Raw genomic sequence first — 22,649 nt, forward strand, 5'->3', positions numbered from 1 at the left:
TACTATGGAGCATCAATCTACCGGAGTGACCACACATTCAAATTCCGAGATAATACACTGGGACTCCTTGTCGAATATCTTGATAGTGACCATGCTGTCCTCCTTCAACCCATAATGATTTGCAGTATTTGGCACCCCATTTATGTCCACTGATACTGTAGAAAATATGCTACCGTTGATAGCATCATCACCATTCAGAATCAATTTCTCACCTGCAGACCAAGCACCATCTGAAATATCCGGATTCCTTGAAGCATATACGGATTTCTTTCCTTCAAACAGAAGAGAAGCATAATTTATGGAAACTTCACCATAATGCCGTGTCCCATGTGGGACAACACCCTCATAACTACTCCCCTCACCGGATATTATGATCTTAGTGGAACCAATCTGCAAAGGATCACCAACCATATGTTCCAGATATAGGAAGTTCTCTTTGTATTGTACATAAGTAGGATAATTTCGAACACCACCTTCCACATATTCCACCTCAATTAAAGCCATAGGAGCTTTGCTTAAGGACAATGCAGCATCCCCGCCATACACTGAAGAGACTGTGATGCCTGCCAATAGTATTGTCAGAAAAAGCATCAGTATAACTCCTATCACAGGCGACACACCTTCCGTATGCCATCTGAAAATCAAAATTTGTTTTTCCATGGGCGTAATTTTGATACTGACTATATAAATTAATCTTAATTGCCCTAATATATTCATCACCAGTATAATACAACACAAATTAAAAATACCAGCGTCCATAGGCATATTAAAGAACCAATGAATGAAGTAATAAGAGCACGAGCTCCTCGATTTAAGGTTGATAACGATAGCTTTTTATCCCACTTGTGTTATGATAGGGTGTAGAAGCCTACTATTATATAGTATGTATCTATAAAAACGAATACGCATTGTTATGCAATGCAAAGGAGCGTAAAACAAATGGTAGCAATTATTACTGTCGATGAATGTGTCGGTTGTGGAACATGTATAGATGAGTGCCCTGCAGAGGCAATTACACTTAACGGTGAAAACATTGCAATAGTTGAAGCAAGCGAATGTCTGGACTGCGGTGCATGTGTTGACGTGTGCCCAACAGACGCAATATCAATGGAATAAAAATAATATTTTATTCCATATTCTTTACTTTTTTATTCTTTTTTTATTCCAGAGGGAGACTCATGCCAGAAGTAATCAAAGCAGGTATTTTGGGGGCAACAGGTGCTGTCGGTCAGAGATTCATCCAGGCACTTGAAAACCACCCTTGGTTCGAAATAACAGCACTTGCAGCATCAGAAAGAAGCGCAGGCAAGACATACGAAAAAGCAGCAAACTGGAGACTTGAAAGCAAACTTCCGGACTCTGTCAAGGACATGAAAGTTGTGCCGGTAGACGCAAAGAAAGTTGATGCTGATGTTGTATTCTCAGCACTGCCATCCGACTACGCAGAAACAGTTGAGGCTGAGTTTGCAAAGGAAGGATTCGCTGTTGCAAGTAATGCATCTGCATACAGGATGGAAAAAGATGTTCCTCTTGTGATTCCGGAAGTCAATGCAGACCACCTTGGACTCATTGATGTACAGCAGGATAAACGCGGATGGGATGGTTACATTGTAACAAACCCAAACTGTTCTACAATTGTCATGGTCCCAACACTCAAACCACTTATGCAGTTCGGGCTTGAATCCGTCACAGTTGCCACCATGCAGGCAATATCCGGTGCAGGGTATGATGGAATCGCTTCAATGGCAATACTTGATAACGTTGTTCCATACATTGGCGGTGAAGAAGAGAAAGTGGAAACCGAACCACTTAAACTCCTCGGAGAATTTGACGGTGCAGAAATAATAGATGCGGACATCAAGGTAAGTGCCTCCTGTAACAGAGTACCTGTAATGGATGGACACACCGAGAACATATGGGCAAAGATGACACAGAACCCAACTCCAGAGCAGGTAAAGGAAGCATTCACCAATTTCAATCCCGGACTTGGAGACCTTCCAACTGAACCTAATCCAGTCATTACCGTAAGAGATGAACCGGACAGGCCACAGCCACGCCTTGACAGAAATATGGGCAATGGAATGGGAATCTCAGTAGGCCGCATAAGAGAAGGCATACGCTACACCGTTATGGGACATAACACCATTCGTGGAGCAGCCGGAGCCAGCGTGCTCAATGCCGAATTACTTCACAAATTGGGAAAACTGTAAACAGGCGATATAATGCTAACTGGCAGTACGATAAGAACGATATTCATGGCAATACTGTTACTCAGTTGTACTGTCACAAGCACATATGCATCAATGTTCGAACTGGAAATTGTGCCCCTTACCATAATAAAGGAAGACCCCACAGCCTATGATAGTACGATGGCTTATCGCAAGATAAGCGTCATAGGAAATATTTCAGAATTGACTAAGCAATCTGCAACCCTTACTGATGAATCGGATTCATTGAGGATCGACATATCGAAAATTGAACTTTTTGATGGGTTCAATGTGAGTGATCAAACCATGGTCACCGGGGAATTCAGATATGAACCGATAAGAGAAAGCACTTTAATACCCACATATGTACTCCATTATCCAATTGAGGATATGGGACTTGTTAATATTAGTAGCATTTCCATTGAACCAGCTGCCCATAATGGACGATACATGACCGTTGTTGGGAATGTATCAAGTCGTGAAATGAGTATGGGGAGATATATCGTCAACATTGTGGACAAAGAAGATAACGCCTTAAAAATTTATTATTATGGATCTACTGACCTCGGAATAGGAGACGACATTAAAGTCTTCGGACTTTACAACGGCAATGCGCTTCATAGTGAAAGTATGACCCTGAACAAGTCACCATTGTCAATATCAACACTTGTCCCCGGCTTTTCTTCAATTATGGGAGCTATTGCAATCTTATCCATAGCGTTACTTTTAAAATCAAAACAGAACGACTAGAGAGATTATCATGTTAATTATATTATCAGTCGGTGGATCGATACTGGCAAAAGAACTTAGTCCGGATAGCTTTCTGGGATATGCTAATGCGCTTAAAGAGCTTGCAAAAGAGCATGATATAGTGGTAATAACCGGAGGTGGCGCAGCTGCAAGAGATTACATCAATGTGGCTCGCAGTACAGGTGCAAATGAGGTTGAATGTGACTACATAGGCATAGACATAACCCGCTTGAACGCAAAACTTTTGATATCTGCACTTGGAGATGCCGCCTATCCCGAGCCCCCTAAGGACTACAAACAGGCTCAGGAAGTGCTTTCTTCTGGAAAGATAATTGTCATGGGAGGAGTTATCCCCGGACAAACAACCGATGCAGTAGCTGCAATACTCACTGAATATCTCAGAGCGGACATGTTGGTCATATCCACAGCCGTTGACGGGGTCTATTCTGCAGACCCACGTAAGGATCCGCAGGCAATCAAATATGACACAATGACAGCAAAGCAACTCGTAAACACGGTGATGACAACTGAAATGAAAGCAGGATCAAAATCACCTGTTGACCCACTGGCTGCAAAAATAATAGAGCGCTGCAAAATTGAAACCATAGTAATGGAAGGCAGCGACCCACAGAATGTCCTGAAAGTCATTATGCAGGAAAGCGAGAATAACGAAGATAAAAAAGAAGTTTATCTTGGAACCAGAATAATTGGTTAAATTTTATTGAAAATACAATTTGTGGCTTTTTACATATAAGCCACAAGATATTCTGACGATTCTTTGGGTGTTTCCTGACAGGAAGCAACCTCTTTTAGTTTCTGATTGGACGTTTTGAGAGATTCAAGGGTCTGCTCGAACTTTTGCATTTGCTCTTTTGCTTTTTGAACCTTCGCATTTTCAACTGCAAGTTTTTCCATCAGGGCATTACGCTGATCATCAGGAATTTCAGCGTTATTAATCTGTGTTTGATAATTTAAAGAGATTTTTATATATTTACGAAACATCTCGTTCATGACATCAAGGTCATTTTCCAGTTCTGCAATTGTTTTTGCCATACGAGGTCACACTCCTTTAGTGAAAGGTCAATTATTAAAGCATTTTAGAATACAGGCCCATTTAAGCCATAACTTCATACTTAAGGGTGAGATTTCAAATATATAAGAATATCTATTCCAAACAATATAATCACCATCATTATGATGATATACACGCAAAAAAGAATAAAAAAGAAATTGTAACTATTCAGCCTGGCACGATTTGCCTATTGGTACTGATTTCATCGAAATAGAGATGTCTGCTCACTAACAATCTAACAATCAAAAAAGCAATCAATAGCAACAATCAAAATAAATGATCCTAATGAAATTTACGTTTCAACTTTTTGTCAAGATTGTTATTGATAGCGTTTTTATCAGGCTGAATAGTTACAAGAAATTAACAAATAGTATTGTTTCTCATATCACACAGCTGAAAAGTCGTTACTTTAGGATTGGCTGCAAGTGTTGCCATGAGTTCTTCTTTGCATGAACTGGGAATGTCAACAAATCCCCTGTCCTGTTCAATAAAATCGACTATTGGAACATTATCCGGAATCTCTACGACATCATAGCCGTTTATCCTGAACATTGTTTCGAGAACATCTATCTTTTCATCCCTGTGGCCTTCATTGATAAGTTCTATTACCGTACTATCATTTGCTTTTTTGCAGTGCTCACAGTCCTCAAGAACGGACAGACCTGCTTTCATAGCACTGGATGCTGCAAAAATATGAAGGAGACATGCATTTCCCTCTTCAACCATGTCCCCGATCGCTTTCATGCCTTCTATAAATCCCTTCTCAATAAACTCATTGATATCCACACCCATTTCCAGAGCATCCCTGGAGACATCCTCTGCGCCCTTCTCATCAAAATCCAGAACCGAATTCCTTGCTTTCTCTATGAGTTGCTTTATAGTTTTTTCCTGAGACACTTGATCATCCCTCTGATTTGGATAAAATAATATCAAATTGCAGCAGTTACGTGCAATTGAGTAGTATTTGTGACAATTTTACCATTGTTCATAAAGTCATCGACAGCACGGGAGAGAACATTCATTTATCCATATGATTAAATAATAATGTACCAAATAAATTGAAAAATAATAATTAGAGGAATAAAATGAGAGAATCCCCTAAAATATTTGTACAATATATTCAAAATGAAACTAATATCATATATAAATGCAAAATCAAGAAAAATATAAGAAAATGCATCCTAAATGGATGCACAAGAAGAATTACTTTCCAAGAACTATTCTTGCGATGTCGTCACCAACATCTGAAGTACCTGCAGAACCGCCCATATCATAAGTGCGGACCTTTGCTTCGAGTATGTTTGTCTCGATGGCTGAAACGATAGAATCAGCAGCTTCCTTCTCACCGAGCTGCTCAATCATCATAGCGCCTGCCCAGATAGTAGCGATAGGATTGACCTTGTTCATTCCCTTGTACTTTGGTGCAGACCCATGGATTGGCTCGAACATACTGGTACCTTCTGGATTGATGTTTCCACCAGGTGCAAGTCCAAGCCCTCCCTGAACCATTGCTCCAAGATCAGTGATGATATCACCGAACATGTTTGGTGTTACAACAACATCGAACCACTCAGGATTCTTCACGAACCACATGGTCATTGCATCAACATAGTTGAAGTCTGTGGTAACGTCCGGGTGCTCGGATGCAACATTCGTAAATTCCTCTCTCCAGAAACCGTAGATATCGGAAAGCACATTTGCTTTGTCAACGGATGATACGTGCTTCTTGCTCTTCTCAGCAAGATCGAATGCATATCTGATGACCCTCTGTGTACCTTCCTTTGAAATCATACCGATCTGATAGCCAATCTCCTCACTGTCAGTCTCGATGTCAAGACCGAACTTTGCAGAATAAAGAGATCTTGAGACTTCAAGAAGGTCCTTGCTTTCGCCCTTCTTTACGCGTCCGCCAATACCGATGTAGAAGTCCTCGGTGTTCTCCCTGACAACTGTAAAGTCAATATCAGCAGGAGTCTTGTCCTTTATAGGTGTCCATACACCTTCAAGCAACTTGATAGGACGAAGGTTCACATACTGGTCAAAGTAGAACCTGGCAGCAAGCAATACACCTTTCTCAAGGATACCTGGTGCCACCCTTGGGTCACCTATTGAACCAAGGTAAATAGCAGAATAGTTAGAAAGCTCTTTGAGGGAGTCTTCTGAAATAAGTTCCCCGGTTTCAAGATAGTGGTCAGCACCGTGTGGGAACTCTGTCCATTCAACATCAAATCCAAATTTTTCACCTGCAGCATCGATTACCTTACGGCCCTCGGCAATGATCTCAGGTCCTATACCGTCTCCTGGAATTACAGGTACTTTATACTGTGTCATGATTACTCCTAAGATAAGATTTTCTTGATAATAACAAAGATAATGATCAGACTATGATCAAATTATTTGTCTTGTGTATTCGATCAGACCGCCGGCATCCATAATGCCCCTTACGAATTCTGGCAGAGGTGTTGCATTATACTGCTCGTTCTTTGTGACGTTTTTGATTGTACCGGAAGCAAAATCAACATCCAGTTCATCGCCATCGTCTATTTTGTCAGTGTCAGGGCACTCAAGAAGTGCCACGCCGATATTAATTGAGTTCCTGAAAAAGATACGTGCGAATGATTTAGCGATCACACAGCTGATCTTTGTTCCCTTCAGTGCAATTGGAGCGTGTTCTCTTGAAGAACCGCATCCAAAATTGTTACCGGCAACAATGATGTCACCTTCTTTGACCTCTTTTGGGAATTCAGGTCTTACGCCTTCAAAAGCATGTGCTGCAAGCTCCTCAGGGGTATTCATGATAAGATATCTTCCCGGGATTACAGCATCCGTATCAACGTCGTCTCCAAATTTCCAGACTTTTCCGTTCATATTTCCACCTGATTAAGATTATTAATGATTATCAATACTAAAGTTGAAACTATACATTAGATATCATTATAGTAAATAATACTACTGGCAAATAGAGAGTTGCATACATATTACTAAAAGTTAACAATAAATGGTGCAAGAGCATTCCATAACGAAAAATCATTAGTAGTAACAAACCCAAGTTTAAGCAGATGGTCAGCAAAAAGGATCAAGTCATACTTTCCATGCTGCAAAATGGAGCCAGGACGCCAATATCAGAGATAGCTAAAGAAGTTGATCTCAGCGAGAACGGAGTAAGATACAGACTTGAGAAGCTGGAAGATGAAGGATACATCAAAAATTATACAGTATTATTGAATCCTAAAAAGTTTGGAAAACACACTTTTGTAATATTCAATCTGGAAATGGAGCCTAAAAAAACAAAGGAAAGCATAAAGAAACTTATGCAAATTGATGAATTCATCAAAATATACCAGACAACCGGCCAATACTCCATCAAAGCATTCGGTCTTTTCAATAATGAAGAAGAATTAACCAACTTCATAAACAATCATCTTCTCTACGAGATACCAGTACAGAATTACAGTGTAGAGATTATAACCAAAAGTATCAAAGACAGTATCTATTACGTCTGATCAAAGCTTTTTGTACCATATATTCATACTTTCTATACCCCCGGAAATATTGGTGTTGTTTACAAGAGTTCCGGCATAGATATAGGAATGACGTGAAAAAACCGCATTCATACCATATGACCTGGCCCTTGCAATGGTATATGCAGTTTTGATTCCGGTATCACGCATATTCGTTTCCATTTCAGCCAACAGATAATAGGAATAGCCTTTTCCCCGTGATTCAGGAACTGTGGCAAAATCGGTCATCTCAACATTGCTGTTGGCAATATCCATCTCACATGACGACACCGCAACAAGTTTGCCGTGTTTCCTTATTCCGAAATAAACAAAATCTTCAGACATTGTCTTAAGCAAATAAGTGGCATCACTTATGGGAAAAGGATAACTTGGGAAGACCTGTCTGTACAAATCGGCCATCTCCGTCGTGTCCGTTTCACTGCAAACAATGAATTGTTCATCATCTGAAAGTTTCACATCTTTGGAAACATTGAACTTTGAGATAGCAGCCTTCAGAACGGAAGTATTCTCCTGAGTATTCAGTTCCTCCATACGCGCCTGAGAAAGATACTTTGCCATAAAACTTGCATCTTCATCTCCATTGAAGAAACCAGGTATATGGGCTTCTTCGACGTGACCTCTGCTCAGGAAGTATTCCTTTGCAGATACAGGTATCTTTGAAAATATCTTAGAATAATTATTTTCCTGCGCAATTTCTTCAATGACGGATGGCAAATGCTCAAAGTCATCTGTCACAAGCTTCATTAGATACACACGGTCATTGAATGAACCATGTTGTATCAGGGAACCTGCGAGCTTTACGACCTGATCACTCAACGTTCCTTCTCTCCATTCGCGCGGTATCTTCAGGCACCAGACTCAATGCATCGTCATAATCGGATAGCAGACTTGCAATTCCCACTGATTGTGATTCCTTTGCATCATCAAGTTTTAACTGTAATTTGCAGTCATCGCATTTCCGGTCACAATATACAGCTTCATATGAATCCGGTTCCGCATATGAAGTGATCACACCCTCATAGTTTCTCAGGATAACTTTGTTAGTGGACCAGGAAATAAGATAATTTGGCATGACTGGGATCTTTCCACCGCCACCGGGAGCATCTATCACATAGGATGGAACTGCAAAACCACTGGTGTGACCAATCAGATTTTCCATTATTTCCATACCTTTACCCACAGAGGTCCTGAAATGTGAAAGGCCTTCTGAAAGGTCACACTGGTACAGATAATATGGTCTGACCCTGTTCTCTACCAGCTTGTGGAAGAGCTTCTTCAGTATCCTGTAACAATCGTTCACACCTGCAAGCAGAACTGTCTGGTTACCCAGCGGAATTCCTGCGTCCGCAAGTTTTTGCAGGGCTGCTCTTGAAGAAGCCGTGACTTCACGAGGATGATTGAAATGGGTGTTTACCCACACAGGATGGTGTTTTTTCAACACATTCACAAGATTATCAGTTACACGGTATGGAAGAACAACAGGCATCCTGCTGCCAATTCTTATGACTTCCACATGTGGAATAGCCTTAATTTCTGTGAGGATCCAGTCCAGATACTCGTCTGAAAGCATGAATGGGTCACCGCCTGAGAGCAGAACATCCCTTATTTCCGGATTGCTGGCTATATATTCAATTCCCTGAAGAACTTCATCTTTTACAGGGATGGAATCTACATCACCCACCTTTCTTTTTCTTGTGCAGTGCCTGCAATACATAGAACATACGTTACTTATATGGAAAAGTACCCTGTCAGGATACCTATGTGTCATTCCAGGTACAGGGCTGTCGTGATCTTCACTTAACGGATCTTTCATGTCATCGCAGGAAAGGATTAATTCCTTAGGTGAAGGAAAGGATTGCATGAAGATAGGATCATTCCTGAAATCTTCTACTTCAATAAGCGAAAGGTAGTAAGGAGTTATGGATAACGGGAATGTATCCAGCGTCTTCTCAAGCGCTTCTCTTTCATCTGCTTCAAATTTGATGTTGAGAAGCGTTTCAAATGTATCAATATCAGTGACTGAATGTCTCAATTGCCATTTCCAGTCATTCCATTTTGTCAAAGGTTCTTCAGAATCAATTCTATCTACAATATTTTGTTGCCTGCGTTGGTATGATTTCATCGAATCACTTATCAGTATAAGATTTAAGTTTACAGAAGATAATGAAAAACAGAATACCACAGAATAAATAATTCCGGTTTTTGGAACAATTACTGTTCACCACAAACAATTTCCTGCGGTCGATCTTCTATATTAACATATAACTGCTTAGTTCTGCATAAAGAACCTTTTATATTAATATATAACTTCTCTGACTATTCCACTAATATACAGGCATATTTATGCAGAAACGGAAAAGATAGAATCAGGAAATAATTGCCGGATCATCCCCGCCATGCCAGCTAAGACGTGGTCTCATCCTGATTATGTGAGCTGCTTCTGTGTTATCATCCACAACAAATGCTGCTCCTTTCTCAGAGCCCATTTTCATAATAGAATCACCAAAGTTTTCCTTCATGTAGGTTGGCCTGACAGACTCAAGAACACTGATATCATCCTGAGATGTAAGACGATGACATATAACAATATCTGACTGTGAAAGCACATCAGGATGGATGGAAGAAGGTCGCTGGGTTGCGAGCACCAATGACAGACCGGGTTGACGTCCCTGCTTCAGCCACTCATTCAACAGGACGTCTGAAGCAAGAGTACTCCCCTGGGATGGTAAGAACTGCTGGGCCTCATCAATGAACAACCATACCATGGGAATGCCTTTTTCAACATTTTTATCCCCCATCATCATTCGCTCATAGGAACGCCTGGCTTCAAGCCTGAGATGATAGATATTCCGGGCGATGGAACTGACCAGCGCAGACCTTACAACCTCACTTCTTATCGTACTTACATCAATAACAGACGTAGAGCCACCCCTGACCATTTCCTCAATTCCCTCACCCTTTTCAGCGAATATACCCCATGATATAGCAGTTCTGAAATGGTTTTCCACAGCACCTTTAGTCACTATATCAGAACGTTCATCCTCCATTACCAGATCGATGATATCATCAAAGGAAAATGTCAGATTCTTTTTTAGATCATCAATAATTCTGATGGTCAGAACACCAGGTGCAGAAACAGTCTCTATGCCAAACAATTTACACCACTCGTGACCGTCCATTTGTGATATTGGCAAGGACAGCGGTTTAACTACAATATACCGTTCTTCATAGCTTCTCAAACTTTCTGCAGGTACGAAAATATCAATGTCAAAACCCTTTGTTTCCAGATCCCACTCATGAACGGTGGATTTTTGTATCTCATTGCTCTTTCTAAGTGTCCAGAAAATTCCCATTGCATCAATGACAACAGAAGAAACATTACTTTTGATCCCATCAGGAAGCATCATCAGTTCTTCCATAAGAACTGCCATGGTGTACGATTTACCATACCCCCTTTTCCCTGCAATGAATACAGCATGAGGGTGGTTTACATCCATGGAAACATGGGAACCTGAAGACCTGTCACGTGCAAGATACCTCCCAAGATAAAGGAGAACATCTTCACCATTTCCACCAAGGATGTATTGCTGTTTTGAAACACCTGCATTTAAAGAGTTTTTCATGTAAAAGAAAGAAATATACCCACAGTATATAGTATTTTTTATTTGCATCCAAATTGTAAAATGTACTATTTTAAAAGATTAAAATGAACTGCAGCAGACACTTAAAAATAAAAAGATGGAACAAAACAAATTAACAAAATATATATAGGTCTATACATATGTAGGTGAACGAGGAATCTCCGTCATCACATCATTCCCCTCTGATGCATTAATTCTTAAATGTATCATTCCCCAAACTTCACCCAAACCATCATTATGTGAGATTCCTCTTTTCTTTTGATACAATAACTAAGTAGCAAAAAGCTTTTTTAATTGGCAGAAACCAGTTGATCAGACTAAAAAGTAACGAATTCAAATATTTAAAAATAAGGTAACTATTCAGCCTGATAAAAACACTATCAATAGCAATCTTGACAAAAAGTTGAGACCTACATTTTATTAGGATCATTAATTTTGATTGTTGCCATTGATTGCTTTTTTGATTCTTAGGTTGTTAGTGAGCAAACATCTCCGTTTTGATTAAATCAGTATCAATAGGCTAATTGTGGTAGGCTGAATAGTTACAAAATAAGAAAGCAAAAAAGATCGAGTAATCCATGAAAACTGCATTTACTGCATATTCATGGACTTATCTTGTATTATGATAGGATCTTATCAAGCTGTTTGGAATCTATGGCAGCCCTGATCTCCTGTGCAATACGCTTTCCTGTGGAAAGTCCCGGCTCCACAAAATCGGAATATGGAGAACCATTTGGGTAGATATTAGTTCCTGCAACAATTCTTGCAGATATTTCGAATACCTTGATCTCAAGCTGGTCTGTGAATACGGTCTCAAGACAAAATGGACCAATCATTCCACCGAAAAGTTTGATAGACTCTTCAACGACTCTGTCACCAAGTTCGAAGATCAATGGCAAAAGAGATTCTCTTGCAACAAGCGGAACATTTCCTGTTACCACATATGTTGGATGGATATCTGCATTTTCCAACTCTTTTGGTGAACCAAGTCTGAAAATCTCGTCAGCATTTGATTCTACCCTGCGATCCATGCTGAGCATCTGAAGTATACCCTCGCTTAGCTGGTAACCTTCCTCCTGAAGAGGAGAATAGAAGTAGTGAAGATAATATCGTGTACCGACTATGAATTCCTGAATAGTGTATTTCTCATTGGGATCTACGTGTTCCTCGAACTCATCCTGATTCTTCGCGATAAAGAAACCACGTCCGCCCTTAGCACCATGATATTTTACCATTACAGGACCATCGATATCTTCCGGTTTGATCTGCTTTGGCATATGAATTCCAGCGCCTTCAAGCCACTCTCTTTCCATTTCCCGGTCTGATTCCCATTCGAGAACTGCCCTGTTTCCAAATGTAGGAACCGCAAGTTCAGCAAATTTATTGATTCCCAGGTATTCTACAAATGAACCATGAGGAATCACAATGGCATTCTTAGCCACGAGTTCATCGACTATATTAGGAATATCCTGATAACTGTCGACCACAATAAATTCATCTGGCTTTGCCAGTGGAAAAGCATCATAGAATCTTGGTGGCTGTTTCACGCAAATTCCTATAGTCTTGAAGCCTTCTTTCCTTGCCCCATCAAAGATCTGAAGACTGGAATGAGAACATACGGTTGCAATACTAATATTGTCAAGATCATAGTTCCCTACAATTTCCATGATGTTTTCTTTTGTAATCATAATAAGCCCCTAGAATTTATCTCATATTGTTCTAGCTATTCTTTAACTTTTCGAGTTGCTCCTGAAATAGTGAAGACTTCAAACAGAATTGAAGTTAAAGGAAAAAATATAAGCCTATGTTTATATACTGCACTATATGGGAGAGAGCGAAGAAAACACAAATTCTGAAAAAGTGCTCATTGTACCCCTTGGAGAAGGATCTAAAAAGATCACCCAGGTACTTTCCAATGAGAAAGCAATGAAAATGCTTGATATACTTGCAGATAAACCCATGTCTGCAAGCGACGTGGCCGAAACATTAGAACTTCCGCTTACAACTGTCAAGTACAACCTTGACGGACTCATAGAAGCAGACCTCATAAAGGTCAAAGAAACAAAGTGGAGCCGCAAGGGAAGAGAAGTAAAGATATACGAACCGGTACAAAAATTGATAGTCGTCGCCCCAGGTAATATGAAAAGCGACAGATCATCCATTTTAAGCATGCTGAAAAAATACCTGGGACTTGTTGCAGGTGCTGTTTTTGCAGCCACCGGACTTGAGGCCATAACAAGAAACTTAAGTATGGGTGCCGGACCCTCAATGTCGCAGGAAGCTGCTACTGCCCGAATGTTTGATGAAGAACCAATGGCAGGTATGAGCAAGGATATTGCTACTGAAGAAGCCATGGTGGATACTTTTGCAGAAAGTGGAAAAGCAATGGAGCAGGACATACCAGAAATGGAAGCTGGAGGTTTCACCGAAGCCGAACTACCTGCAGATGATGTTGCCATGGATGTTGATTTTGACGAGCAGATGGTTTCATCAGATGTCCCTGATTACGATGTGCCCACCGAATCATTAAGTTCAGATAGTTTGCCTATTGATGGTGCGAGCCCCGAGATGCTTGCATCATCTGCACCAAATGGAACCGATGCAGGAACTGATCTTTTGAGAGAAGGCGTGAACACAGCTGCTGGGAACCAGACACCTGCACTCCCTACTTCAACTGGGATCACTGATAACATGACAGCACTTGCCGAACCTGCATCCGGAATATTTCAGCATGAATTCCTGTCGCATGTCAGCATTTGGTTCCTATTTGGATGTATTTTTATTATCACTTTGTTGTTCGTAAGAGAAATGTATTATAGAAAAAAGAACATATGAGGCCTGAGTGAACGGTATGAGAGTTGCTCTGAAAATAGCATACGTAGGCACCGGATATAATGGATCACAGGTTCAGCCGGATGCTGCAACGATAGAAGGTGAGCTGTTCAGTGCACTCACTGAACTGGAGATCATTAAAGACCCGAAATCAGCACGATTTTCAAGTTCCGGGAGGACAGATACAGGAGTTCATGCCAGGGAACAGGTAGTTGCATTTGACACAGATAAGCCAAACCTTGCCATACCAAGGGTAATCAATTCCAACCTCCCAAACTCAATATGGGTATGGGCATATGCAGAAGTCCCCGATGAATTTGATCCCAGAAGATGGGCTGTCAGCCGTAAGTACCGATACGTCATGAGCGGGGAACAATACGACATTTCCAAAATCAGATCTGCGTCTAAGATACTTGTAGGGAAGCACGATTATGCAAATTTCTGTACCAAACAAAGAGACAGGAGCACAATCCGTAATGTCGAAAAAATAGATGTACGTGTCAGCGGAACCCTGACAAAAATCGACATACAGGCAAACAGTTTTCTTAGGAATATGGTCAGAAAGATGGTTACTGCCCTTACAATGGTGGGAAGCGGAGTAAGAGACGAACAGTGGCTTAATCAAATGCTTGACCCTGAATCTTACGAAGAAGGACTGGAACCTGCATCTGCATATGGATTGACCCTTATGAAAGTAGAATACATGCAACCTATAGACTGGTGTGAGGATGGTTACGCCATAAGAAGGGCAAGTGAGAACGTACACGATTATATGGTACGCCACCGCGTCATGGCAGAAGTGATGGATAATCTGATTCCCATGGAATAAACTTTTCTTTACTTTTTTATCATAACTAATGCATTTTACGACAAATATCAAGGACATGGTCATAGACTATGAGCTCATACACAGAGATGTAAAAAATCCAAGACTTGAGTTCAGGGACCACCATTTGTACCTGATAGTACCGCATGCCCACAAGAATCACGAGATGATCATCCACAGGCACCGGAGATGGATATATAACAAGTATTCCCGGATGGAGAAACTAAGAGATGTATGCTCGAATGTGGAGTTAGTTAAAGGCAGGTCTGTCGAGGAACTGAAAGAACTTGTGAACTCCTTTGTCATCAAGATCGAAGTGGAGCTTGGAGTAAAACCACAAAGGATAAGATTCAGAAAAATGAGAACAAAGTGGGGAAGTTGCAGCTCAAAAGGAAACCTGAACTTTAACAGTCATATGAGACACCTGCCAGACAGAATCGTTGAGTATATAGTATTCCACGAAATGGTACATCTCATCGAACTCAACCACAGTCCTCGTTTCTGGAATTATATTAAAGAACGTTTTTCAGATCATAAGGAATACGAGACAATGCTTGCAGCATACTGGTCACTTATACAGAAACAATGCATTGATCAGTCCTTATAGAGAACAGTGAAGGTCCTTGTCAGGCTCTTGTGAACTTTCTGCGTGAATACATCAAGAACTGCAAAACCTGCATTCTCTGCAAATTCTACTACTTTTATCTCAGACACCACTACTGCGAGTTTCCCATGCCTGAGTACCCTGTACATTTCAGCGAAGGAGTCCGAATACAGGTGATACAGGGACTCAGCCCTTATGGCAGCAGAGCGACCATATGGAGGATCGGTCACAATTGCATCGACACATGAGTCTTTGAGTGGAACCCGACAGGCATCGCCCACCAGCAGAGAATAATCGGTTTCATACTCATCAAGGTTCAGCCTGGCACCGTGGGATATCTTATGACGGACTTCGATACCGATGACATGGGCACCCACCAGCCCGGCTTCCACAAGAATACCGGCTGTACCGCTGAAAGGATCAAAAAGAGATTCATCAGACCTTACCTGTGAAATGTTCACTAACGCCCTTGCAATCCTGGGCATAAGCACACCTGGATAGAAGAATGGTTTCTTATGTGGCGCACGGTGTTCATACGCACCCCGGTCAACAGAAACCATAATCGTACCAAGGACTGCGCGGTCAGTCATTACAATACGAAATGTTACATCAGGGTTTTTGAGATTTGCCCTGAATCCTTTGCGGAAAATACTGCCCCCAAGCATGCCTTCAATATGTTCTCTGTTGACATCACCATGGTGCTTGATTCTTTTTGCGCGAACAACGTATGTCTGACCTTCGGACAAAAACCCGGCAAGATCGGAGTCCTCACACATTGCTATAATTGAATCATCGTCCAAATCGCAGATTCCCACCACTTTCAGTATGTGATGGGACATAGCAAGCCGGTCTGCGATAAAGAGAAGTTTCTCATCGACAGACTCACCTTCAATATCAAGAACAAGGCACTGGTCAAAAGAAGCATGTTCACTGTACTCAAGACCTACCATTGAAAGACATGCAAATACTTCTTTACATGGCAGGACAGCGTGCTCCCCGGATAACTCAAAAGCATACAGCATAATAACTGCAATAGAGAATAGAAGTACTATTTAAAGCGTTTCAATGGACGATTAGAACAAAGCATTAAAAATAAAGAAAAAAAAACCGCGTAGACCATCAGAACATCAATTCCAATGCTTCTTTCCCTGTCATCCCTACTTTGATACCAAGATTGATGGCTTTCTGGGTAGCACCAACAACTGGTGCCTGAAGCACATCATCAAAAGTGCTGACACCTTTTACCTTAACTGCAACATCACCAAGGGTTCCTGCTGTATCCATATCAAGATAACCGCACATAACAAAACCCCTGTCCGCCCTAATCACAAGCAATGAAGCATTCTGCATCTGGAAATTAAGACCCAGAGCCGAGCCGTTATCAAGTTCTATATTTTCGACCAGCATAACTAATCACTAATTTCGTAGTGAGTTTAAGAGATATTAAATTTGTCGGACTTTAGTTTTTTGAACAGGTTATCTGTAAGCCCCGGGAATATCTTATCAAGCAACGATGGTGAATCAGTACCGGAAACATTAGCAGGATTTATTTTTGTCACATTTTCCTTTTTTTCCTGAACAGGCGGTTCTTCAATTAAGAACTCAATAACAAGTTCCCCGGTAAATCCAAACTGACCGGAAATAGTGGTGCCTTGTGAACTTTCTTCCACGGATTTATTGTCAATACCTTCCACGGAAACTAATTTTATTTCAGAAGGAAGATGTACAGTTACATCCGTTTCAGGCTGACCCTGGAACCACATACTTGTATCAGATTCTGTAAGTGGTGTTTTGAAATCATAAAAAACCTGATACTTGTTCATTATGTCTTTTTCATCGCCTACCAGTCCGATAAGCTCAGCAGACATATCAGCTTCCACATCCAAAAGAGTTACATTCTTTGAAGAATTATCTATTTTCACATCCATATTATTTTCTATGGTCTTGAGAAATGATTTGCTGGTCTTTACATCGGTTTTCAGTAATTCCCATGAACTAACGAATCCATCATTATCCCCGAATTCCATATCAATGAAGGTCTTGAATACTACAGACCTGTCACCGGAATATGTTTCAGTGTACCCCCAAACCATACCATCTGTCCCTATATCGATGGTGTTATCCCATTCATAGGCAGCACTTGCTGGAAGGGATAACATTGAGAATAAGACAATGAGCAATAACAGGTTCCTAATCCTCAATCTTATCCCACCCTTTTTTATTTGGTTGTAACTTCGCATCCGTCATCTGTGACTATGAGAGTGTGCTCTGTCTGTGCAACCATCCCTCCAGCCACTTCCTTGAGTACCGGATATGAATGGACGATTCCTGCCTTTTCAAGCTGCATCAGGGCAAAGTCCAGTTGCGGGGTTTTGAGCCATCTTTTTGCGAACGGAAGCGTCTTGTATGGTTCAAGTTCCTTAAGAAGAGCCCTTGCTGCTGGCAAACGCACAGGTTTTTTGTGTACTACCTGATATATCTCAGTAAGTGAACCATCAACGACCTTTCCGGCACCATCGGTGGCAAATGGCTCTATGGCGATGAAGTCACCTGTGTGAAGTTTAACACCTTTGCTTACCCTCCTATTAGGCATGCTGGGAGATGCGTGGGGAATATATTGTGCAAGCCCATGCCCCGTAAGATTTCCCACTGGCTTGAAGTCGTGGGCAAGAATAGCATCCTCTATGGCAGCAGCAATATTTGCTGTATCAGCACCATTTTTGACAATATCAATGGCAGCTTTAAGACCGTCTTCAGAAGCTTTTACAAGGTCGCCATATTTGCCTGAAAGATCGATGGTAATGGCAGAATCTGCGATATAACCATCCACATGAACCCCAATATCGAGTTTAATCACATCTTCGCCAAAGACGGTTTCGTCCCCTGCAAGGGGAGTTGCATGTGCTGCCTCATCATTGCGGGAAATGTTACAGGGAAATGCTGAGCCATCTGCTCCGAGCTCTATTGGCCTGCTCTCCACGAAATCAGCTATTTCCAACAGGCTGACACCCACCTTTATGCGGTCTTTTGCCTCACTTCTTACCTGTGACAGTATCTTTCCTGCTTTGACGTATTTGCCGATTATCTCTTCGATATCCTTAACTTTGTCAGCCATTTAAATTCTCCTTTATAATTTGCTTCCTGGATTAATATACAAATTTCTTTTCCATTTCTGTGAGGTTCTCAAAACCATCTGCTGTTACCAGGATCAGATCCTCCAGGCGTATGCCACCAACATCAGGATAGTACAGTCCCGGTTCTATTGTGATGATGTTACCTTCCTCGAGCTCAACATCGCTGTTCCCTACAAATGGGAATTCATGTATCTCAAGTCCTACGCCATGCCCGGTTGAATGGATGAAACCAACATTTGAGCCTTCCCTGATGGTGTCGTAGCCCTTCTCTTTGAATACATCGCAAACTTTGTTATGGATATCACTGCATTTGACACCTGGCTTGACCATTTCTATCCCGGCAGTCTGTGCTTCGCGGACAGCTTCATACATGTCCGCCAGCTTTTCTGAAGGCTCCCCTTTAAGCACTGTCCGGGTCATGTCAGCATAGTATCTTTCCTTTTTGCTGTGCGGGAAGATATCCATGACAATAGGTTCATTAGCCTTTAGAGGACCTGCACCTTCCCAATGAGGATTTGCAGAACCAGTACCACCGGCAACTATGGTGCTCTCTGCCTCACATCCATGTTCAAGAAGTGTTAAATCTATTTCTTTGCGTAACATTTCAGATGTCAGGGCAAAGCCACGGTAATTGAGTACACCTTCAACGTCTTCTGATTTTTTGACCATCTCAGCTGCCGCTTTCATTGCTTTATTGCATGCATCCTGAACTTTTTTTACCATCTCGATCTCTGAAGGGTCTTTTCGTGAGCGCAACTCGGCAAATGGACTTTTGATAGCTTCTATGGAAAAACCCTCTTCCTTGAGGGTCTGAGCAATATGGTATGGAAAATCTCTTGGAACTGCTACTCGTCTTGCGCCCTCTTTTTGCAGAATATCTGCAAGGCAGTCACAATAAGCAAGAGATGGATCTTTTCTTTCCTTTACCTTTGACCTGTAATCACAACCCTGCAGTGTACGAATATCAGACACTCTTGACTCGATCTCTGCTCTACCTTTTTCCATATCAGAAATAAGAATTGTTTCAGCGCCTTCTTTTGTGTGGAAATAAGCAAACTCGTCTGAAGCAAAGAAGCGGGTTGCATAATAGATGTCTGCATTGTTCGAATTCCCCACCATCAGATATACATCCGACTTGTGGCTTTCCAGTGATGTGGAAATATCAATGAGAACTTGTGTTAAGGCCATGATATTATCTAGTAGTTACTAGTACAAAATTGTTATCAAATGTAGAGCCTGAAAAAGGCAACCGGAAATCCATGATAATCAAAATGAACAACATTCAGAATATTTTCATGAACACATGGTACAGATAATTACTACACAGAACAAACTTTTGTGCACATAAACATGCGATACTTTCACATCCACATTATATATAGCCCCATAAGTAGCAAGTATTATGGATAGCGTAAACCAGTACGGTTCACAATTCACAAATATATCTGACTTCCTAAAGGATGTCAAATATATAATATTGTTCTACGTACTTGGTGATTTCCTGACAACTGTCCAGGCCCTTAACTATGGATTTGAAGAAAATAATTTTCTGGCAGCAGTATTCCAGAGCTATGGAGTAGAATCCCTTCTTGTTCTGAAGGTCTTTTTCCTTGCAATAGTCTACTGGAACTACAGAATTCTGAAAGAGTCAGATTCCAGGTGGACCGACCTGCTGTGGGTATTGTCCAGAAAAAGTATCTCAATTGTTGGCTTGTTCCTGGTGATGAACAACCTAATGGTCATTTTCATGGAATGCAGCGTGCTGCAGGTTATCCATACAATGACTTTTTAACTCCCTCAAAAACGAAAAAACAATTATAGTTGTTCACTTAATATTCATAACTTATTTTTCAGAAACTTATCAATCCATTTTCTTGCGAAACTAATCTTTGATGAACAACTAATAAACGTCTCAGCAATCAGATTTTTCATATGGTCAAGATCTTTCACAAAATTACAAGAAATTATTCTTTTGACGCTCTTCCAGATGAATTCTATTGGATTCAAGTCTGGCGAATATGGAGGTAAATAGACCAATTCGATGTCATTTGCCTGTGCAAAATCCAATGTATCTTTTGCTCGATGTGATCTAAAATTGTCGAGAATGATTACAATTCTTTTTCCTATGTTACTGTTTTTTACAGTTGACAGAAATGAACATACATCTTCTTTGGTTGAATGTTCCTTAAAATTTATAACTGAATTACCATTCAATGCATAAAACCCGAAGGAGTTTGCTTTTAGCCTGGTTGTGTTTTTGAAGATAACAGGTTTATTGAAAGACCATAAACGAACTGTATTTGATGTTGTTTGTGGAGATGATTCATCAAGAAAGCCGATAACGCAACCATCATCGATTAATGGTAAGTTTTTTTTAAACGGTCTTCTGCGTCTTCTGGTCTTCGATGATCATGTGTATAGGGTTTGCCATGATGCATGCCAAACTTTTTCAAGATGACTAATATTTGCTTAATGGTGTATTGAACTTTAAACTCATTATATATGAGTTCCTGAACTGCTTTTGTTGACCAGTCATCACGCTCATGTAACATGGTCTTTAGTTTTTCTTTTTGGTCATTAGTGAGTTTTGAAGGGCAACCTCCTGAAAACCTGGGTTTCAAACCTTTATATCCGTCTTGATTCCACCGTTCTTGCCATTGATATGCAACGGGTTTTGATATCCCTACAAGTTTAGCCGCTTCATTAACTGAAGCACCTTCATAACGGTGTTTAACAAAATACAAACGTTGTAGAACTCTTGTATCTTTCTCTAACGACTTAATATGTTTAAGCAATTCCTCTAATGAAAGATGATGCTCTATCAGAATTTGTTCTGGTTTAGCCATGAAAAATAGTTGTATCTCTTAAGTAATAAATGTTTAGTTAATAACTATAATTCCACCATTTTTTTTCAACTAGACTGTTTTGGAAAAACTTGCAGTTAAAAATATCATTCTTGCAAGCAGTACAACTAAAGTAATCATCCCCCTGAAGAAATCACCTGACGATAGCCGATAATAGAAAAACACTCGCCATCAGTGTTAGATATACGGATACCAGAAGTATTATCCTCAGCATCATAGAATCACCTTGCTTACTGAACATGACACTCTTCAACAGAGACAATGTATTATAAATAATTGTTTAATTAATTCTGAATGTATCAAAGTATACTAAAACAAAGGTCGTTTAACCTCACAAATTCTGATTTTGAAGAAAGGAAAAAGTGTCAATAACTTATTAGTTCCACCAATAATAAAAAGAAGGCCATCATTAAAAGATATGCGAGAGCAACAAATACTAAATTTATTGTACTGCATCTGCAATACTCATTCATATGTACTTATTAAAAAGATAACAAGCATCGTTACATATCAATAAAAAAAACATTTTTCCTAATTAATAGTACCCAAGTGTTAAATAGAAATATGGAAATGAAGAGGAGGCATTAGAAACATGCAACAAAAATCAGGAGATAAAAATATGATATGGGCCTTTTCAGCACTCAAAGAGGAAGAAGTAAAATCCATCAAAGAACTGGAAGATAAAATGAATGTGACTTTACTGTCATTTTCAGGAATTGATATTAGTAATGCAGAACTTAGTAAGAGTGACCTGGAAGAAATCCAAACGCTTGAAGAGAAGCTGGGTCGTTCTTTGGTAGCAGTTAAAGTAAAGTCAGAATGACTTTTTATTTTTCCTTTTATTTTTTACGGCTGATCTGTAAAAACAGCTTTTAAGCATACATATAGTGTTACTCCTAAGATCCAACAGGTATTTCCTTGCAATATCGAATAAGAGTCACCAAAAAATAAACAAATAGCAGCAGCTAGAAAAAGTAATTAGTCTCAAACACTGGAAAAAACCGAAAATAGAGCCACAATCGAAAGCAGCATGAGGTAGACAAGTGCAACTATCATCACTTTAAAAAGATTAGAGTTAGCCGAATCATCTATATTGTATCAATTAAAGTACATATTATCTTTGCATAAAAACTAATCAAGTTTCATTATTTATTCATAGAGTTGAATAGAAGATTACTAATAAAAACCAAAAATGCAA

The 22,649-nt window shown here is 40.3% G+C and carries 24 protein-coding genes and 1 pseudogene; 10 read left to right on the plus strand and 15 right to left on the minus strand.

The features are described from left to right. Positions 1-12: 12 nt before the first annotated feature. On the minus strand, positions 13-765 hold the full coding sequence (locus WN948_RS07200; RefSeq protein WP_342306321.1) for a type IV pilin N-terminal domain-containing protein: 753 nt from the start codon (positions 763-765) through the stop codon (positions 13-15). Positions 766-939: 174 nt separating this feature from the next. Between WN948_RS07200 and WN948_RS07205 the strand changes: the two genes are divergently transcribed. The 4 genes from WN948_RS07205 (at position 940) to pyrH (ending at position 3,672) form a co-directional block, all read left to right on the plus strand. After that, positions 940-1,116, plus strand: a complete 177-nt coding sequence (locus WN948_RS07205; RefSeq protein WP_342306322.1) for a 4Fe-4S binding protein — start codon at positions 940-942, stop codon at positions 1,114-1,116. 62 nt (positions 1,117-1,178) lie between these two features. Then, entirely contained in the window at positions 1,179-2,210 is a 1,032-nt protein-coding gene (asd, locus tag WN948_RS07210; RefSeq protein ID WP_342306323.1) for an aspartate-semialdehyde dehydrogenase, read from the plus strand. 12 nt (positions 2,211-2,222) lie between these two features. Continuing rightward, a complete protein-coding gene (locus tag WN948_RS07215; RefSeq protein WP_342306324.1) occupies positions 2,223-2,957 on the plus strand; it encodes a hypothetical protein in 735 nt (244 codons plus the stop codon). 10 nt (positions 2,958-2,967) lie between these two features. Next, positions 2,968-3,672 (plus strand): UMP kinase, encoded by a 705-nt coding sequence (pyrH, locus tag WN948_RS07220; RefSeq protein WP_342306325.1) that lies wholly within the window; start codon positions 2,968-2,970, stop codon positions 3,670-3,672. A 29-nt stretch (positions 3,673-3,701) separates the two neighbouring features. Here the strand turns inward: pyrH and WN948_RS07225 are convergent, their stop codons facing one another. The 4 genes from WN948_RS07225 to WN948_RS07240 all read right to left on the minus strand — a co-directional run bounded on the left by WN948_RS07225 (position 3,702) and on the right by WN948_RS07240 (position 6,897). Beyond that, positions 3,702-4,010: a hypothetical protein gene (locus WN948_RS07225; RefSeq protein ID WP_342306326.1), complete on the minus strand. Its 309-nt coding sequence runs from the start codon at positions 4,008-4,010 to the stop codon at positions 3,702-3,704. Between the two features lie 379 nt (positions 4,011-4,389). Beyond that, positions 4,390-4,926 (minus strand): B12-binding domain-containing protein, encoded by a 537-nt coding sequence (locus WN948_RS07230; protein WP_342306327.1) that lies wholly within the window; start codon positions 4,924-4,926, stop codon positions 4,390-4,392. 306 nt (positions 4,927-5,232) lie between these two features. Further along, positions 5,233-6,360 carry an isocitrate/isopropylmalate dehydrogenase family protein gene (locus WN948_RS07235; protein ID WP_342306329.1) on the minus strand — a complete coding sequence of 376 codons (1,128 nt, stop codon included), beginning with the start codon at positions 6,358-6,360 and terminating at the stop codon, positions 5,233-5,235. 57 nt (positions 6,361-6,417) lie between these two features. Next, positions 6,418-6,897, minus strand: a complete 480-nt coding sequence (locus tag WN948_RS07240) for a 3-isopropylmalate dehydratase small subunit (RefSeq protein ID WP_342306331.1) — start codon at positions 6,895-6,897, stop codon at positions 6,418-6,420. A 191-nt stretch (positions 6,898-7,088) separates the two neighbouring features. On the opposite strand from WN948_RS07240, the gene WN948_RS07245 reads away from it, so the two are divergent. Then, positions 7,089-7,532 (plus strand): Lrp/AsnC family transcriptional regulator, encoded by a 444-nt coding sequence (locus WN948_RS07245; RefSeq protein WP_342306332.1) that lies wholly within the window; start codon positions 7,089-7,091, stop codon positions 7,530-7,532. On the opposite strand, the gene ablB is transcribed toward WN948_RS07245, so the two are convergent. The 4 genes from ablB to WN948_RS07265 form a co-directional block, all read right to left on the minus strand. Then, positions 7,533-8,366 carry a putative beta-lysine N-acetyltransferase gene (gene ablB / locus WN948_RS07250; protein WP_342306334.1) on the minus strand — a complete coding sequence of 278 codons (834 nt, stop codon included), beginning with the start codon at positions 8,364-8,366 and terminating at the stop codon, positions 7,533-7,535. Next, the gene (gene ablA / locus WN948_RS07255; protein WP_342306335.1) at positions 8,359-9,672 is read right to left on the minus strand and encodes a lysine 2,3-aminomutase; all 1,314 of its coding nucleotides are present in this window, start codon (positions 9,670-9,672) and stop codon (positions 8,359-8,361) included. The genes ablB and ablA overlap by 8 nt, the downstream gene beginning before the upstream one ends. A gap of 244 nt (positions 9,673-9,916) precedes the next feature. After that, positions 9,917-11,173 (minus strand): ATP-binding protein, encoded by a 1,257-nt coding sequence (locus WN948_RS07260; protein ID WP_342306336.1) that lies wholly within the window; start codon positions 11,171-11,173, stop codon positions 9,917-9,919. A gap of 638 nt (positions 11,174-11,811) precedes the next feature. Continuing rightward, positions 11,812-12,879: a formate--phosphoribosylaminoimidazolecarboxamide ligase gene (locus WN948_RS07265; protein WP_342306337.1), complete on the minus strand. Its 1,068-nt coding sequence runs from the start codon at positions 12,877-12,879 to the stop codon at positions 11,812-11,814. A 136-nt stretch (positions 12,880-13,015) separates the two neighbouring features. Here WN948_RS07265 and WN948_RS07270 point away from each other — a divergent pair, with 136 nt between their 5' ends. The 3 genes from WN948_RS07270 to WN948_RS07280 are packed head-to-tail and all read left to right on the plus strand — an operon-like array spanning position 13,016 to position 15,456. After that, positions 13,016-14,026: a helix-turn-helix domain-containing protein gene (locus WN948_RS07270; protein ID WP_342306338.1), complete on the plus strand. Its 1,011-nt coding sequence runs from the start codon at positions 13,016-13,018 to the stop codon at positions 14,024-14,026. Positions 14,027-14,042: 16 nt separating this feature from the next. Further along, positions 14,043-14,852, plus strand: a complete 810-nt coding sequence (gene truA / locus WN948_RS07275) for a tRNA pseudouridine(38-40) synthase TruA (RefSeq protein WP_342306424.1) — start codon at positions 14,043-14,045, stop codon at positions 14,850-14,852. A gap of 28 nt (positions 14,853-14,880) precedes the next feature. Then, the gene (locus WN948_RS07280) at positions 14,881-15,456 is read left to right on the plus strand and encodes a M48 family metallopeptidase (protein WP_342306340.1); all 576 of its coding nucleotides are present in this window, start codon (positions 14,881-14,883) and stop codon (positions 15,454-15,456) included. Here the strand turns inward: WN948_RS07280 and WN948_RS07285 are convergent. The 5 genes from WN948_RS07285 to WN948_RS07305 form a co-directional block, all read right to left on the minus strand. After that, on the minus strand, positions 15,444-16,475 hold the full coding sequence (locus tag WN948_RS07285; RefSeq protein ID WP_342306341.1) for a TRM11 family methyltransferase: 1,032 nt from the start codon (positions 16,473-16,475) through the stop codon (positions 15,444-15,446). The two genes, WN948_RS07280 and WN948_RS07285, sit on opposite strands and share 13 nt — an antisense overlap. A gap of 97 nt (positions 16,476-16,572) precedes the next feature. Then, on the minus strand, positions 16,573-16,860 hold the full coding sequence (locus tag WN948_RS07290) for a DUF1805 domain-containing protein (protein WP_342306343.1): 288 nt from the start codon (positions 16,858-16,860) through the stop codon (positions 16,573-16,575). A 26-nt stretch (positions 16,861-16,886) separates the two neighbouring features. Continuing rightward, complete coding sequence (locus WN948_RS07295) at positions 16,887-17,654, minus strand: hypothetical protein (RefSeq protein ID WP_342306344.1); 768 nt, start codon at positions 17,652-17,654, stop codon at positions 16,887-16,889. A gap of 17 nt (positions 17,655-17,671) precedes the next feature. Further along, on the minus strand, positions 17,672-18,568 hold the full coding sequence (map, locus tag WN948_RS07300) for a type II methionyl aminopeptidase (RefSeq protein ID WP_342306345.1): 897 nt from the start codon (positions 18,566-18,568) through the stop codon (positions 17,672-17,674). A gap of 31 nt (positions 18,569-18,599) precedes the next feature. Continuing rightward, complete coding sequence (locus WN948_RS07305; RefSeq protein WP_342306346.1) at positions 18,600-19,775, minus strand: Xaa-Pro peptidase family protein; 1,176 nt, start codon at positions 19,773-19,775, stop codon at positions 18,600-18,602. Positions 19,776-19,989: 214 nt separating this feature from the next. On the opposite strand from WN948_RS07305, the gene WN948_RS07310 reads away from it, so the two are divergent. Continuing rightward, a complete protein-coding gene (locus WN948_RS07310; protein WP_342306347.1) occupies positions 19,990-20,379 on the plus strand; it encodes a hypothetical protein in 390 nt (129 codons plus the stop codon). 44 nt (positions 20,380-20,423) lie between these two features. On the opposite strand, the pseudogene WN948_RS07315 reads toward WN948_RS07310, so the two are convergent. Further along, positions 20,424-21,433: pseudogene (locus WN948_RS07315) on the minus strand (IS630 family transposase). 610 nt (positions 21,434-22,043) lie between these two features. On the opposite strand from WN948_RS07315, the gene WN948_RS07320 reads away from it, so the two are divergent. Then, positions 22,044-22,274, plus strand: coding sequence for a hypothetical protein (locus WN948_RS07320; protein ID WP_342306348.1), 231 nt, complete (start codon positions 22,044-22,046; stop codon positions 22,272-22,274). Positions 22,275-22,649 lie beyond the last annotated feature (375 nt).

Source organism: Methanolobus sp. ZRKC5 (genome assembly GCF_038446525.1).
Taxonomy (GTDB): Archaea; Halobacteriota; Methanosarcinia; order Methanosarcinales; family Methanosarcinaceae; genus Methanolobus.

Bases quoted from the DNA above. Each gene is read 5' to 3' on its own strand.
- WN948_RS07200 (WP_342306321.1), bottom strand. From the start codon at position 765: ATGCCTATGGACGCTGGTATTTTTAATTTGTGTTGTATTATACTGGTG.
- WN948_RS07205 (WP_342306322.1), top strand. From the start codon at position 940: ATGGTAGCAATTATTACTGTCGATGAATGTGTCGGTTGTGGAACATGT.
- asd (WP_342306323.1), top strand. From the start codon at position 1,179: ATGCCAGAAGTAATCAAAGCAGGTATTTTGGGGGCAACAGGTGCTGTC.
- WN948_RS07215 (WP_342306324.1), top strand. From the start codon at position 2,223: ATGCTAACTGGCAGTACGATAAGAACGATATTCATGGCAATACTGTTA.
- pyrH (WP_342306325.1), top strand. From the start codon at position 2,968: ATGTTAATTATATTATCAGTCGGTGGATCGATACTGGCAAAAGAACTT.
- WN948_RS07225 (WP_342306326.1), bottom strand. From the start codon at position 4,010: ATGGCAAAAACAATTGCAGAACTGGAAAATGACCTTGATGTCATGAAC.
- WN948_RS07235 (WP_342306329.1), bottom strand. From the start codon at position 6,360: ATGACACAGTATAAAGTACCTGTAATTCCAGGAGACGGTATAGGACCT.
- WN948_RS07240 (WP_342306331.1), bottom strand. From the start codon at position 6,897: ATGAACGGAAAAGTCTGGAAATTTGGAGACGACGTTGATACGGATGCT.
- WN948_RS07245 (WP_342306332.1), top strand. From the start codon at position 7,089: ATGGTCAGCAAAAAGGATCAAGTCATACTTTCCATGCTGCAAAATGGA.
- ablA (WP_342306335.1), bottom strand. From the start codon at position 9,672: ATGAAATCATACCAACGCAGGCAACAAAATATTGTAGATAGAATTGAT.
- WN948_RS07260 (WP_342306336.1), bottom strand. From the start codon at position 11,173: ATGAAAAACTCTTTAAATGCAGGTGTTTCAAAACAGCAATACATCCTT.
- WN948_RS07265 (WP_342306337.1), bottom strand. From the start codon at position 12,879: ATGATTACAAAAGAAAACATCATGGAAATTGTAGGGAACTATGATCTT.
- WN948_RS07270 (WP_342306338.1), top strand. From the start codon at position 13,016: ATGGGAGAGAGCGAAGAAAACACAAATTCTGAAAAAGTGCTCATTGTA.
- truA (WP_342306424.1), top strand. From the start codon at position 14,043: ATGAGAGTTGCTCTGAAAATAGCATACGTAGGCACCGGATATAATGGA.
- WN948_RS07280 (WP_342306340.1), top strand. From the start codon at position 14,881: ATGCATTTTACGACAAATATCAAGGACATGGTCATAGACTATGAGCTC.
- WN948_RS07285 (WP_342306341.1), bottom strand. From the start codon at position 16,475: ATGCTGTATGCTTTTGAGTTATCCGGGGAGCACGCTGTCCTGCCATGT.
- WN948_RS07290 (WP_342306343.1), bottom strand. From the start codon at position 16,860: ATGCTGGTCGAAAATATAGAACTTGATAACGGCTCGGCTCTGGGTCTT.
- map (WP_342306345.1), bottom strand. From the start codon at position 18,568: ATGGCTGACAAAGTTAAGGATATCGAAGAGATAATCGGCAAATACGTC.
- WN948_RS07305 (WP_342306346.1), bottom strand. From the start codon at position 19,775: ATGGCCTTAACACAAGTTCTCATTGATATTTCCACATCACTGGAAAGC.
- WN948_RS07310 (WP_342306347.1), top strand. From the start codon at position 19,990: ATGGATAGCGTAAACCAGTACGGTTCACAATTCACAAATATATCTGAC.
- WN948_RS07320 (WP_342306348.1), top strand. From the start codon at position 22,044: ATGCAACAAAAATCAGGAGATAAAAATATGATATGGGCCTTTTCAGCA.